Below are 11,794 nucleotides of genomic sequence, written 5' to 3' on the forward strand. Positions count from 1 at the left end.
GTGCACACGCCGCCTCCGGGCGGCAGGGCGGGCCCCGCAGCGCAGCCCGCCGTCCGTTCCGCGCGGGTGACACCCGATGGAGTGAAAGGACGTTCAGGCATAACTCGGACGCTTCGCCGACGTTCTATCGGGTGCGGGCGAGTGCCCGCGATTCAAGTCTGGAAGGCAGGGACCCATGAAGCGGGTTACCCGAACCGGTGTGATGGCCGTCGCGGTGGTCTCCGGCGCGATGGCTGTGACACTGCCCGCACACGCCGACTCCGCGGCGAACGGCGTCGCGGCCGGCTCGCCGGGGCTGATCTCCGGCAACGGGGTGCAGCTGCCGGTACACCTCCCGGTGAACCTGTGCGGGAACACGGTCGACGTGGTGGGGGTGCTGAACCCCGCCGCGGGCAACACCTGTGCCAACAAGGGCGGCGCCGACGCCTCCGGCGGGCGCGGCGGGCAGGGTGCGCACAGCGGGCATGGCGGGCGCGGCGGGCATGGCGAGCAGGGTGAGCACGGTGAGCACGGCGGGCGCGGCGGGTCCGGGGCGTCGTCCGGCGGCGGCGCCACCGCGCAGGGCGACATGGAGAACTCCCCGGGCGTCGTCTCCGGCAACGGCCTTCAGCTGCCGGTGCAGCTCCCGGTGAACGTCAGCGGGAACAGCGTCAACGTCGTCGGCATCGGCGATCCGGCGTTCGGCAACGAGTCGGTGAACATCTCCGGCGAGAAGCCCGAGCAGCCCGTGCACCGGCCGCCGACCCGGCACACCCCGCCCGAGCAGCCCCAGCACCCGGGGCCGAAGGCCAACCCCTCGGTGCCGGCCGTCGAGTCCGGGAGCAGGGGTCCCGAGGCGCTGTCGTCGCTGGCCCACACGGGCGCCGACGCCACGCGGACCGCGCTGGCGGGCAGTACGGCGATGCTGCTCGGCGGAGTGCTGCTGTACCGCAGGTTCCGCCCCGGCGCGGAGCGCTGAGCGGGGCCTGCGGGCGGGGACCGCGGGCCCCGGTGAGCCGGGGCCCGCGGCCCACCGACCGGCGCGGCCGCGCCCGGCCCTCCCGGATGCGCGCGTCGGCTGCCCGCGCGGCCGTAATTGCGTTGTGCGCGGCGACCCGGGGTGTTGGGGTGGGCGCATGGATCATGCCGCGGTACTCGCCCTGTACGACCGGGACATGCGTGAACGCGCACGTCCCGACAGCTCCGGCGCACGGGTCGAACGGGCCGGGAACGTCGTCCGTCACCTCGGCGGGGACGGCGGCTGGAACGGCGTTCTCTGGTCGGACCTGGACCCCGCCGGCGCCGACGCGGCCATCGCGGAGCAGGTCGCCTTCTTCGCCGGGCTCGGCCGCGAGTTCGAGTGGAAGCTGTACGGGCACGACCGCCCGGCCGATCTCGGGCGGCGGCTCAGGTCGGCCGGGTTCACGCCCGAGCCGGAGGAGACCCTGCTGATCTCCGAGACGGGCGATCAGCTCGACGACACACGGCCCCCCGAAGGCGTCCGTATCGTGCCGGTCACCGACCGGGCGGGCGTCGAGCTCATGGTCGAGACCCACGAGAAGGCCTTCGGCCGGGACGGCTCCCGGCTGCGGGACATGCTGCTGGCCCGCCTCGCGACCGACCCGGACACCCTCGTCGCCGTCGTCGCCCTGGCCGGGGAGACGCCGGTGAGCTCGGCGCGGATGGAGCTGGTCGAGGGGGCCGCGTTCGCCGGGCTGTGGGGCGGCGGCACGGTCGAGGGCTGGCGTGGCCGCGGCGTCTACCGCGCCCTGATCGCCCACCGCGCCCGGATCGCCGCCGAACGCGGCTACCGCTACCTCCAGGTCGACGCCTCCGACCAGAGCCGTCCCATCCTCGAACGCCTCGGCTTCACGGCGCTCAGCACGACGACGCCGTACGTGTACGCGCCGTGACGCGGCCGGGCCGGTCGGCCCCCTGCGGACCGGCCCGGCCGTCTTCCGGGCGTCCGGCCGTCCCTACGGCTTGGGCGTGCCCTACGGCTTGGGCGTGCTCTTCGCCGCCGTGGCGGTGCACAGCAGCCCCAGGACCAGCGCCAGGGCGCCGATGATGATGTTGTTGACCGCGACACCGGCGTCCGGGCTGTCGCCGACGACCCACGGCGCGATGATCATCCAGATGCCGGCCGCGCACATGGCCCAGCTCAGGCCGTACATACGGGCGGGAGCCGCGGTGAAGCCGAGGCCCAGCAGAGCGATCGCGATGCCCACGATCAGGTTGTGGGTCATGAGAGCGGGCTGACTGACGGTGTAGTGGAGGATCCACGGGGACACGGCGCAGTACAGACCGAGCAGGAACACCGGTCCGTCCACGAGTGCCACATCGCGACCACCGAGCATGCGCGCGTACCGCGCCTGCATCTCGGAAACGTCGGGGTGCGTCGACATGTCACCTCTGGTGGGCGAGACGTTGGCCATGGTTCGTCTCCTTCGACTTTCCGGCCTGACCGCTTCGCTGCGGTGTGCGGTAAGTGCCGCGCATGTTCATTCTGCTCTTATTTACTCCTTATGTGTAGAGGTGGGAGGGGCGGAACGGCGGTTCTCGTATCGTCGGTCCATGAGCGAGATCCCGAGCCCGGACGAAGCCGGACTGACGACCGGGGCGCTGGCCCGCCGGCTGGGCGTGGCGCCCACCACCCTGCGCTCCTGGGACCGGCGGTACGGCATCGGGCCCGTCGTCCGCGACGACGGGCGGCACCGGCGCTGGCGGCCGGGTGACGTGGCCGTACTGGAGGCGATGTGCCGGCTCACCGCGTCAGGGGTGCCCCCGGCCGAAGCGGCCCGGGCGGCGAAGGAGGCGATCCGCCGGACCCTCGCGGACCCGGCGGCGACGGCTCCGGCGGGTCCGGACGCGGGCGCGGCTCCGGCACACGCGAAGCCGGCGGACCCGGGCCGGGGAGACAGGGGCGGGGCGGACACGCGTCCGACGGGCGGGAGCGCCGTGGGCCGGGACGGTCCGGCGGGCGACGGCCCGGGACCGGCGCGGCCGGACGACGTCCTCCAGCTCGCCGTCGACGTACGCCAGGAGTGCCGGGGGCTGGCCCGCGCCGCCGTACGGCTCGACGCGCCGGGCGTCGCGGAGCTGCTGGACGCGGCCGTCGAGCGGCACGGACTGGTCGTCGCCTGGCAGGAGGTGATGGTCCCGACGCTGCACGCCGTGGGACGTAAATGGGTCTCCTCCGGCGACCGGTACGTCGAGGTGGAGCACCTGCTGTCCTGGCACGTCTCCAGCGTGCTGCGCCGCGCCGCGCGGGCCGCGGCGTCGCGGGAGGCGGCGGGCGGGCCGGGGCCCGCGCTGCTGGCCTGCGTGCCCGGCGAACAGCACAGCCTGCCGCTGGAGGCGCTCGACGCCGCGCTCGGCCGACGGGGGGTGCCCACCCGCATGTTCGGGGCGGCCGTGCCCGCCGAGGCGCTGGACTCGGCCGTCCGGCGGCTCGGTCCGGTCGCCGTCGTGCTGTGGGCCCAGGCGCGCTCCACCGCGAATCTGCCGCTGGCCCGGCACATCGCGGACACCCGGTGGGGCGTCGCCGGCGCCCGGCGCGCTCCCGTGGTGGTGCTCGGCGGCCCCGGCTGGGCCGGCCGCCCCGCGCCGGGCCTGCACCGGCCGACCGGACTGGCCGAGGCCCTGACGATGCTGGCCGGGTTGTACGACGCCGCCTGAGCCCGACCGTCGCGGCACGGCCTCGTTCAGCGGCGTTCCCGGGCTCGCCGGAAGCGGTCGAGGCCCGCGGAGAGCTCGACGATCGGGTCCGGGTAGTCGAGCGCCGCCCGGACCGGGCCGGGCAGCTTCCACGGCTCGTGGATCCCGGGGACCGCCACGTCCCGCAGTTCCGGCAGCCAGCGCCGCACGTACGCGCCGTCGGGGTCGTACCGCTTCGCCTGGGTGACCGGGTTGAGGACCCGGTTGGGGCGGGAGTCGGTGCCGGTGCCCGCCATCCACTGCCAGTTGAGCTGGTTGTTGGCCACGTCCCCGTCGACCAGCAGCTCCAGGAAGTGCCGGGCGCCGACGCGCCAGTCCACGTAGAGGGTCTTGGCGAGGAAGCTCGCGGTCAGCAGCCTTCCTCGGTTGTGCATCCATCCCTCGTGCCGCAGCTGCCGCATCGCCGCGTCGACGATCGGGTAGCCGGTGCGGCCCGCCCGCCACGCCTCGACGTCCTCGCGCGCGGTGCGCTCCGAGCGCCAGCGGTCGTGTTTGGTGCGGTAGTCGGCGTGCGCCGCGCGGGGCCGGGCGGCCAGCACCTGACGGTGGAAGTCGCGCCAGGCGAGCTGCCGTACGAAGGCCTCGGCGCCCGGGCCGCCGGCCCGGCGCGCACGGTGCACGAGCTCCACCGGGGACAGCGTGCCGAAGTGCAGATGGGGGGAGAGCCGTGACGTGGCGTCGCCGGCCAGGTCGTCGTGCCGGTCCTCGTAGGCGGCGATGCCGGACCGCAGCCAGGCGGCGAACCGCCGGCGTCCCTGCGTCTCGCCGCCCTCGGCCAGCGCCGGCGACAGTCCCGGCAGGTCTCCTCGCAAGGGCAGCTCCTGCGAGCCGACGCCGTCCGGCACCCGTACCCGGCCGGGCGCGCGCAGGGGGGTCCGCAGCCGCCGCTGCGACCAGTGCCGGAAGTACGGCGTGAAGACCGCGAAGTGGTCCGAGGAGGACGGCACCACCGCTCCGGGATCGACCGCCGCCGTCACCGCGTCGTGCACGTGCAGTCGTACGCCCTGTGTCTCCAGCGCGGCCCGCAGCCGTTCCTCGCGGCGTCGTGCGTGCGCGCTCACGTCGGCGGCCAGATGGACCTCGTCGGCGTCCGCCTCCCCGGCCGCCTTGCACACCTCGTCCACCAGGTCGCCGGAGCGTAGGACGAGCCGGCCGCCCCGTTCGCGCAGCCCGGCGTCGAGGTCGCGCAGGCTGTCCGCGAGGAAGGCCAGCCGGTTCGGCGCCGCGAACCCCGCGGCGTCCACGGCCCGGTCACGCACGAACAGGGGCACCACCTGCCGCGACCCGTCGAGGGCCGCGCGCAGCGGCGGATGGTCGTGCAGGCGCAGGTCGGCGGTGAACAGGACGACCGAGACGTTCATGATCGGGCTCCGGGGCGAAAGGGCGGACGAGGAACTGCTTGCGGACGGCGGGGCGCGGGGGGATGCACCGCCCCGCGGGGAGATCGCGCGGGAGCGCGCACGCCGGGTCAGCGCACGGGCGTGGGCTTCGGGGTGCGCGCCTGCGCCTCGGCCGCCCGGGCGACGTTGCGGGCCATGCCGCCGAAGACGACCGTGTGGAAGGGCGCCACGCTCCACCAGTAGGCGTGGCCGAGGAGCCCGTGCGGATGGAACAGGGCGCGCTGGCGGAACCGGGTGCGGCCCTCGGGGTCCGTCCGCGCGTACAGCTCCAGCCAGGCCCGGCCCGGCAGCCGCATCTCCGCCCGCAGGCGCAGCAGCCGTCCGGGCTCGATCTCCTCGACCCGCCAGAAGTCCAGCGAGTCGCCCACCCGGAGCCGGACGGCGTCCCGGCGGCCGCGGCGCAGCCCCACCCCGCCGACCAGCCGGTCGAGCCCGCCGCGGACCGCCCAGGCGAGCGGGAACGAGTACCAGCCGTTCTCGCCGCCGATGCCCTCGATCACCCGCCACAGGGCGGCGCGCGGTGCGTCGACGGCGAGTTCCCGGTCGTCGGTGTACAGGCTGCCGCCGGCCCAGCCGGGGTCGGTCGGCAGCGGATCGCTCGGGGCCCCCGGCACCGACGCGGACGACCAGCGGGTGGCGACCTGCGCGTCGCGGACCTTGCGCAGCGCGAGCCGGACCGCCTCGTCGAACCCGACCGGATGCCCCGGCGGGTCGGGCACGTACCGGGCGATGTCGTGCTCGTGGCAGACCACCTCGTGCCGCAGCGACTCGGTGAGCGGCCGGGCGATCGACGCGGGCACCGGCGTCACCAGGCCGACCCAGTGACTGGACAGGCCGGGGGTGAGCATCGGGACGGACAGGATGATGCGACGCGGCAGTTCGGCGACCGCGGCGTAGCGGAGCATCATCTCGCGGTACGTCAGCACGTCCGGGCCGCCGATGTCGAAGGCCCGGCTGACGTCGCCCGGCATGGCGGCGCTGCCGACGAGCGCGCGCAGCACGTCGCGCACCGCGACGGGCTGGATGCGGGTGTGCACCCAGCTCGGGGTGACCATCACCGGCAGGCGCTCCGTCAGATAGCGCAGCATCTCGAAGGAGGCCGAGCCGGAGCCGATGACGACCGCCGCCCGCAGGACCGTCGTCGGCGTCCCCGAGGCCAGCAGGATGCGGCCCACCTCGGCACGCGAGCGCAGATGCGGCGAGAGCTCGCGCTCGGGCACGCCGGCCGGGGTGAGTCCGCCGAGGTAGACGACGCGACGGACCCCGGCGGCCCGGGCCTGTTCGCCGAAGATCCGCGCCGCCCGGCGGTCGGTCTCCTCGAAGTCGTCGCCGGTGCCCAGGGCGTGGACCAGGTAGTAGGCGACGTCCACGCCCCGCATCGCCGTCGCGACCGACGCGGCGTCCGTGACGTCGCCGCGCACGGTCTCGGCGTCGCCCGCCCACGCGTGGTCGCGCAGCCGGTCGGGGGAGCGGGCCAGACAGCGCACCCGGTGCCCGGCCGCGAGCAGCTCCGGTACGAGCCGGCCGCCGATGTATCCGGTCGCGCCGGTCACCAGGCTCAGCGGCCCCGTGCGGTCGACAGTTGCGCTCATGAGTCCTCGGTCCTCCGCCTCGACGGTCCCCCGTTGATCGCTTCCACGCCGAGTGCCGTCATGGATGCGGGGACGCCGGTTTGTGCGCACGATCGAGTGAGACGGCGGCCGACTGCGGCCGACTACGCTGATCGCGTGGCCACAGCGAACGACCGGGAACGCCCGGCGGCGGCACGGGAGTCCGAGGCGCTCCCGCACCCAGCCGACCTGCACGCCTTCGCCGTCCAGCTGCGGCGGATGAACGGCGGGATCAACCGGCTGGTGCACGGGTTCGCGGGCGAGCACGCCCTGCACGCCACCGACGTCCAGGCGCTCGCGGCGATCCTGGACGCCGAGGAGCCGATGACGCCGAAGCGGCTGCGCGAGCTCCTGGGACTGACCTCGGGCGCGGTCACGGCGTGCGTGGACCGGCTCGAGCGGGCCGGACACATCCGGCGCGTCCGGGAGAGCGCCGACCGCCGGGTGGTCCACCTGTACTACGCCTCCGACGCCCGGTCGGCGGCCCGCACCTACTTCCGTCCGCTGGCCGAGGCCACCGAGGCCGCCCGGGCCCGCTTCACGGCGGACGAGCTGTCGGTCGTGGTGCGCTTCCTCGCGGCCCTCAACGAGGAGCTCTCCGGGACCGGGCCGCCCTCGGCGCGCTGACCGGCCCGGCGGCAGCGTCCGCGCAGCTCCGCACCGCTCGGGGCTGCGGAGGCGACGGCAGCCGTGGCTAGGGAGTGTCCTGCGGTTCCGCCGGCTCCCGCGGTTCCTTCGGGCCGGCGGCCCGGGCGAGCGCGGTGAGGTCCGGGAGCAGTGCCGCCAGTTCCTTCAGCAGGGTGCCCATGGCCACCACGTCGGGCATCGGGTAGACGAAGCACACCCCGTCTTTGTACAGCGAGACCGCCGGTGCGGCGAACCTCATCAGGCGCTCGGGCAGATCGGAGGAGTAGAACCGCTCGACCGTCCCCGCCTGGTCCTGGCTCATCGGCAGGTACGGAAGGCCCTCGCAGCGCAGGTTGAGTTCCGCCGCGCTCCAGTCGCGCTCCAGCCGGAGGAAGAGCCCGTCGACGGGCAGGTCGAAGGACACGACGAGCCAGTGCCGCACGTCCCGGCGCCCGACCGGCTCCCAGACTCTGGTGACGCCGACTCGCAGATCGCCGAGCGGGCCGGTCACGCCGGTGCCGTGGTGGGTGCGCAGCAACCAGGGGAAGTGTCCCGCGTAGCCGGTCGTGGGCGGCCCTTGCCCGTCGCTCGAGAGACGGCTCCAGCCGGGGCGTTGGGCGAGGACGCGCATAGCCCGGTCCGCCTTGTTCGCCCGGCGGGCGGTACGGGCGGCGAGTGTTCCGCCCACGACGAACGGGGCGAGGAGGATGACCGAGAACATGATCCAGGGGAGCACCGCGTGCGACGTCCTTTCGCTCCGGCCGAGGAAGTGCGCGGGCTCGCATCCTCGCCCGGGCGGCCGTGCCGGCACATCGGTGGATCTACGTAGAGGACTGCGCGGACGTACGTCCGCCCGCACCGCATCCGCACACCCGGCCGCGACGGAAGTACAGGTGCCGTCTACGATCGCCCGCGGCAACTGACTCGATGATTGAGATTGTTCATCATCGAGACACATGTGGCCGCCACTGACGCGGTCCCGGAATCAGGAGCGCGATGCCCGCCACGCTTCGACGCACCCGATGGTTCGTCCCCCTGCTGCTCGTCGCCGTCTGGCTCGGCGTCGGGGGCGTCCTCGGCCCCTTCGCCGGACGGCTCGGCGAGGTCGCCACCAACGACCGGGCCGCTTTCCTGCCGCGCAGCGCCGAGTCGACCGAGGTGATCGCCGCCCAGCGGGCGTTCCGCCAGGGCGAGACGCTCCCGGGCCCTCGGGTGATCCCGCTGGCCTTCCTGGTCCAGATCGCCTTCATCGTGGCCTTCGGGGTCCTTCTCGACACCCTCGTGGTCAGGTCGCTGCTGGTCCCCGCGCTCGTCCGGGACATCGGGGCCCGGGCCTGGTGGCCGGGCCGGCTCAGCCGCACCTGCAAGCCCGTCGAGGAGGACCGTCTCGCGCGCGTGTGAACATGCCCGCCCGGATCGCGGGAAGCCGATCCCTGCACGGGTCGTCGGTCCCGGCGGTGTCCGTTCTCGCAGTGGAGGTGTCTGCCGCTATGCGCGCGAAGGTGTTGGAGAGGTTCCCCGCGGGAGCGCCGCGCGGATCGTGGCCCGCGGAGGAGTACGCGGCCCGCCGACGGGCCGAGGGCGAGCCCGCGACCGTGGTCATGGATCTGAAGTCGGACGCGTTCCTCGTCGTGGTCCCGGGCTCGGACGAGGACTGACCGGCCGGACGCGGCGGCGGACCGCGTGCCGCGCGCACGGGCGCTTCAGGCCGTCAGGGCGGCCAGCTGGGCCCGGCGCGACTCCAGGGTCTGGGCCTGCACCATGAGGAACAGGGCCTCGCGCGCGAGGCGTTGGGCGCGGTTCGCCAGCAGCATGGAGCGGCCGCCGCCCGCGACGACGGCCGCCGTGGTCGCCGTCTGCAGCACCGTGAAGGCCTGCGTCCGCAGGGCCAGACGGTCCCCGAGGCACTCGTCGGGCGCCGCGCCGTCGGCGAGGGCGTAGGCCTGACGGCGGGTCTCCTCGAGACGGCTGCGCAGCGGGGCCGCCGTCTCCTCGTCCAGCAGTGCCAGGGCCGCCCGTGTGACGCCGAAGACCGCGGGATTGGGGTTGACCGTCCTGCGGCGGTCGGTCGCCGACCAGAGTTCGTGCGGGGTGCGCACGACGACCGCCTCGGCGGGGACCCACAGGCCGTCCAGCTCCAGCGAGACCGTGCGGGCGGCCGTCAGGGCGGCGAGCCGCAGCGGGGCCGAGGCCCGCAGGCCGGGCTGTTCGCGCGCCTCGGTGAACGCGAACAGGGCCTCGCCGGCCTCCGTCACCCCGGCCAGCAGCATGACGTCGTTCAGGCCCCAGCCCGTGTACCAGGGCACCGTCCCGTCGAAGCGCCAGCCGCCGCGTTCCCGGGCGGCCCGCACCGGCGTGCGCGGGTACGCCCGCAGTTGGGCGTACGCCACGCCGGCCAGCAGCTCGCCCGTGGCCAGCCGGGGCAGCAGACGCTCGCGCTGCGGACCGTCGCTCCCGGCCAGCGCCAGCACCGGCGTGTGGTGCTGGGCCTGCACGAACCAGGTCGAGCAGCAGGCCCCGGCCAGGATCTCCGTCGTCTCCCGCACCACCGACGCCGGCGCCCCGGCACCGCCGTACCCGCTCGGCGCGTTCACGCCGAGCAGGCCCGCGCGGCCGATCTCCGTGAGGTGGCTCCTCGGCACCTCGCCCTGGTCGACCCGCTCGGCGTGCGGGGCCAGCAGGTCTTCGGCGAGGCGGCGGGCGCGGGCGACGAGCGGGTGCGGTGCGTTCATGGGCGGAATTCTTTCGCGGATCGCGGCGCGGGGTGTCGATCCGGGGGAGGGTCGTTCGTGTAGGAGGTGAGACAACGCCACGACGCCAAGGAGGACGTCATGAAGCACTATCTGCTCAGCGTGGTCCAGCCGGCCGGCGGTGAGCCGCCCGCCGCCGACGAGCTGGCCGAGATCATGAGCCGGGTGCAGGCCTACAACGACGAACTGCGCGCCGCCGGGGCCTGGGTCTTCGCCGGAGGTCTGCACGGCCCGGAGACGGCCACCGTGCTGCGGCCCGAGAACGGTGACGTGCTCATCACCGACGGGCCGTACGCCGAAGGCAAGGAGTACCTCGGCGGGCTCTGCCTGATCACGGCCGCCGACCTGGACGAGGCCCTGGAGTGGGGCCGCAAGGCCGCGCTCGCCACCACGCTGCCGATCGAGGTCCGCCCGTTCGTGGACAGTCACTGACCGATGCCGGACGCCACGGACGTCGAGGCCGTGTTCCGCGCGGAGTACGGCCGGGCCGTCGCCGTCCTCGTCCGCTTCCTGGGCGACATCGACCTCGCCGAGGAGGCGGTCCAGGACGCCTTCGCCACGGCCGTGCACCGCTGGCCGCAGACCGGGGTGCCGCCCGCCCCGGCCGGCTGGATCATCACCACCGCCCGCAACAGGGCCGTCGACCGGCTGCGCCGGGAGTCCACCCGGGACGCCCGTCAGGCCGAGGCCGCCCTGCTGCACACCGCCGACCCGCCCGTGGAGGAGGGCCCCGTGCGCGACGACCGGCTCCGGCTGATCTTCACCTGCTGCCATCCCGCGCTGGCCCCGCAGGCACAGGTCGCCCTGACCCTGCGGCTGCTCGGCGGGCTCACCACCGCCCAGATCGCCCGTGCCTTCCTCGTCCCCGAACCGACCATGGCCCAGCGCCTGGTCCGCGCCAAGGCGAAGATCCGGGACGCGCACATCCCGTACCGGGTGCCGCGCGACGCGGATCTGCCCGACCGGCTGAGGGGCGTCCTCGCCGTCCTCTACCTGGTCTTCAACCAGGGATACGAGGGCGAGGCGGGCCTGTGCGCGGAGGCGGTGCGGCTCGGCAGGCTCCTCGTCGAGCTGATGCCGGACGAACCGGAGGCCGTCGGCCTGCTGGCGCTGATGCTGCTGGTCGAGTCCCGCCGGGCCGCACGCGTGGACGCCGACGGCACCCTCGTGCCGCTGCCCGAGCAGGACCGCGACCGGTGGGACCGCGCACTGATCGCCGAAGGCCAGGCGCTGGTCCGCCGCTGCCTGCGCCGCGACCGGCCCGGGCCGTACCAGATCCAGGCCGCCGTCCAGGCCGTCCACAGCGACGCGCCGGCCGCCGACGCCACCGACTGGGGGCAGATCCTGCGCCTGTACGACCGGTTGACGGCCCTCGCCCCGAGTCCGGTCGTGGCCCTGAACCGGGCGGTCGCCGTGGCCGAGACACAGGGCCCGCGTCCGGCCCTCGACCTCGTGGACGCGCTGGACCTCCACGGCTACCGCGTCTGGCACGCCGTCCGCGCCGACCTGCTGCGTCGGCTGGACCGCACGGCCGAGGCCGGGCGGGCCTACCGGGCGGCCCTCGCGCTGAGCGAGAGCCCGGCGGAGCGCGCCTTCCTCGAACGGCGGCTGCGCGAGCTCCCCCACTGATGCGGTCCGGCACGTCGTTCCGGGGCTCGCCCAGAACGCCGTGCGCGAGGTCGTCGTCCGCGGGAATGTATTTTGGTTCCGG

The 11,794-nt window shown here is 74.8% G+C and carries 12 protein-coding genes and 2 pseudogenes; 9 read left to right on the forward strand and 5 right to left on the reverse strand.

The features are described from left to right. The first annotated feature begins 175 nt into the window (after positions 1–175). Together OHS82_RS38960 and OHS82_RS38965 are read left to right on the forward strand one after the other, a co-directional pair. The gene (locus tag OHS82_RS38960) at positions 176–958 is read left to right on the forward strand and encodes a chaplin (protein ID WP_328435585.1); all 783 of its coding nucleotides are present in this window, start codon (positions 176–178) and stop codon (positions 956–958) included. A 157-nt stretch (positions 959–1,115) separates the two neighbouring features. Further along, complete coding sequence (locus OHS82_RS38965) at positions 1,116–1,892, forward strand: GNAT family N-acetyltransferase (RefSeq protein ID WP_057581702.1); 777 nt, start codon at positions 1,116–1,118, stop codon at positions 1,890–1,892. An 81-nt stretch (positions 1,893–1,973) separates the two neighbouring features. Here the strand turns inward: OHS82_RS38965 and OHS82_RS38970 are convergent, their stop codons facing one another. Next, positions 1,974–2,414 carry an SPW repeat protein gene (locus tag OHS82_RS38970; RefSeq protein ID WP_057581703.1) on the reverse strand — a complete coding sequence of 147 codons (441 nt, stop codon included), beginning with the start codon at positions 2,412–2,414 and terminating at the stop codon, positions 1,974–1,976. A 139-nt stretch (positions 2,415–2,553) separates the two neighbouring features. Between OHS82_RS38970 and OHS82_RS38975 the strand changes: the two genes are divergently transcribed. After that, positions 2,554–3,657, forward strand: a complete 1,104-nt coding sequence (locus OHS82_RS38975; protein ID WP_328435586.1) for a MerR family transcriptional regulator — start codon at positions 2,554–2,556, stop codon at positions 3,655–3,657. Positions 3,658–3,683: 26 nt separating this feature from the next. On the opposite strand, the gene OHS82_RS38980 is transcribed toward OHS82_RS38975, so the two are convergent. Together OHS82_RS38980 and OHS82_RS38985 are read right to left on the reverse strand one after the other, a co-directional pair. Beyond that, the gene (locus OHS82_RS38980) at positions 3,684–5,057 is read right to left on the reverse strand and encodes a cryptochrome/photolyase family protein (protein WP_328435587.1); all 1,374 of its coding nucleotides are present in this window, start codon (positions 5,055–5,057) and stop codon (positions 3,684–3,686) included. A gap of 107 nt (positions 5,058–5,164) precedes the next feature. Beyond that, positions 5,165–6,688, reverse strand: coding sequence for an SDR family oxidoreductase (locus OHS82_RS38985; RefSeq protein ID WP_328435588.1), 1,524 nt, complete (start codon positions 6,686–6,688; stop codon positions 5,165–5,167). Positions 6,689–6,823: 135 nt separating this feature from the next. Between OHS82_RS38985 and OHS82_RS38990 the strand changes: the two genes are divergently transcribed. After that, positions 6,824–7,333, forward strand: coding sequence for a MarR family winged helix-turn-helix transcriptional regulator (locus OHS82_RS38990; RefSeq protein WP_057581712.1), 510 nt, complete (start codon positions 6,824–6,826; stop codon positions 7,331–7,333). 67 nt (positions 7,334–7,400) lie between these two features. Here the strand turns inward: OHS82_RS38990 and OHS82_RS38995 are convergent, their stop codons facing one another. Beyond that, on the reverse strand, positions 7,401–8,069 hold the full coding sequence (locus tag OHS82_RS38995; protein ID WP_057581714.1) for a hypothetical protein: 669 nt from the start codon (positions 8,067–8,069) through the stop codon (positions 7,401–7,403). A 260-nt stretch (positions 8,070–8,329) separates the two neighbouring features. On the opposite strand from OHS82_RS38995, the pseudogene OHS82_RS39000 reads away from it, so the two are divergent. The 3 genes and pseudogenes from OHS82_RS39000 to OHS82_RS39010 all read left to right on the forward strand — a co-directional run. After that, a pseudogene (locus OHS82_RS39000) lies at positions 8,330–8,536 on the forward strand (MMPL family transporter); the annotation flags it as partial. A gap of 9 nt (positions 8,537–8,545) precedes the next feature. Continuing rightward, positions 8,546–8,734 (forward strand): annotated as a pseudogene (locus tag OHS82_RS39005) (MMPL family transporter); the annotation flags it as partial. Between the two features lie 89 nt (positions 8,735–8,823). Continuing rightward, on the forward strand, positions 8,824–8,991 hold the full coding sequence (locus tag OHS82_RS39010; protein WP_199863893.1) for a hypothetical protein: 168 nt from the start codon (positions 8,824–8,826) through the stop codon (positions 8,989–8,991). Positions 8,992–9,036: 45 nt separating this feature from the next. Here the strand turns inward: OHS82_RS39010 and OHS82_RS39015 are convergent, their stop codons facing one another. Further along, positions 9,037–10,065: an acyl-CoA dehydrogenase gene (locus OHS82_RS39015; protein WP_328435589.1), complete on the reverse strand. Its 1,029-nt coding sequence runs from the start codon at positions 10,063–10,065 to the stop codon at positions 9,037–9,039. A 99-nt stretch (positions 10,066–10,164) separates the two neighbouring features. On the opposite strand from OHS82_RS39015, the gene OHS82_RS39020 reads away from it, so the two are divergent. Both OHS82_RS39020 and OHS82_RS39025 read left to right on the forward strand, forming a co-directional pair. Continuing rightward, the gene (locus OHS82_RS39020) at positions 10,165–10,515 is read left to right on the forward strand and encodes a YciI family protein (RefSeq protein ID WP_057581722.1); all 351 of its coding nucleotides are present in this window, start codon (positions 10,165–10,167) and stop codon (positions 10,513–10,515) included. A gap of 3 nt (positions 10,516–10,518) precedes the next feature. After that, on the forward strand, positions 10,519–11,712 hold the full coding sequence (locus OHS82_RS39025; protein WP_057581724.1) for an RNA polymerase sigma factor: 1,194 nt from the start codon (positions 10,519–10,521) through the stop codon (positions 11,710–11,712). The last annotated feature ends 82 nt before the right edge of the window (positions 11,713–11,794 follow it).

Source organism: Streptomyces sp. NBC_00425, assembly GCF_036030735.1.
Classification (GTDB): domain Bacteria; phylum Actinomycetota; class Actinomycetes; order Streptomycetales; family Streptomycetaceae; genus Streptomyces.

Excerpts from the sequence above, each read along its gene's own strand:
- OHS82_RS38960 (WP_328435585.1), top strand. The coding sequence starts at position 176 with ATGAAGCGGGTTACCCGAACCGGTGTGATGGCCGTCGCGGTGGTCTCC.
- OHS82_RS39015 (WP_328435589.1), bottom strand. The coding sequence starts at position 10,065 with ATGAACGCACCGCACCCGCTCGTCGCCCGCGCCCGCCGCCTCGCCGAA.
- OHS82_RS39025 (WP_057581724.1), top strand. The coding sequence starts at position 10,519 with ATGCCGGACGCCACGGACGTCGAGGCCGTGTTCCGCGCGGAGTACGGC.
- OHS82_RS39020 (WP_057581722.1), top strand. The coding sequence starts at position 10,165 with ATGAAGCACTATCTGCTCAGCGTGGTCCAGCCGGCCGGCGGTGAGCCG.
- OHS82_RS38985 (WP_328435588.1), bottom strand. The coding sequence starts at position 6,688 with ATGAGCGCAACTGTCGACCGCACGGGGCCGCTGAGCCTGGTGACCGGC.
- OHS82_RS38975 (WP_328435586.1), top strand. The coding sequence starts at position 2,554 with ATGAGCGAGATCCCGAGCCCGGACGAAGCCGGACTGACGACCGGGGCG.
- OHS82_RS38980 (WP_328435587.1), bottom strand. The coding sequence starts at position 5,057 with ATGAACGTCTCGGTCGTCCTGTTCACCGCCGACCTGCGCCTGCACGAC.
- OHS82_RS38965 (WP_057581702.1), top strand. The coding sequence starts at position 1,116 with ATGGATCATGCCGCGGTACTCGCCCTGTACGACCGGGACATGCGTGAA.
- OHS82_RS39010 (WP_199863893.1), top strand. The coding sequence starts at position 8,824 with ATGCGCGCGAAGGTGTTGGAGAGGTTCCCCGCGGGAGCGCCGCGCGGA.
- OHS82_RS38970 (WP_057581703.1), bottom strand. The coding sequence starts at position 2,414 with ATGGCCAACGTCTCGCCCACCAGAGGTGACATGTCGACGCACCCCGAC.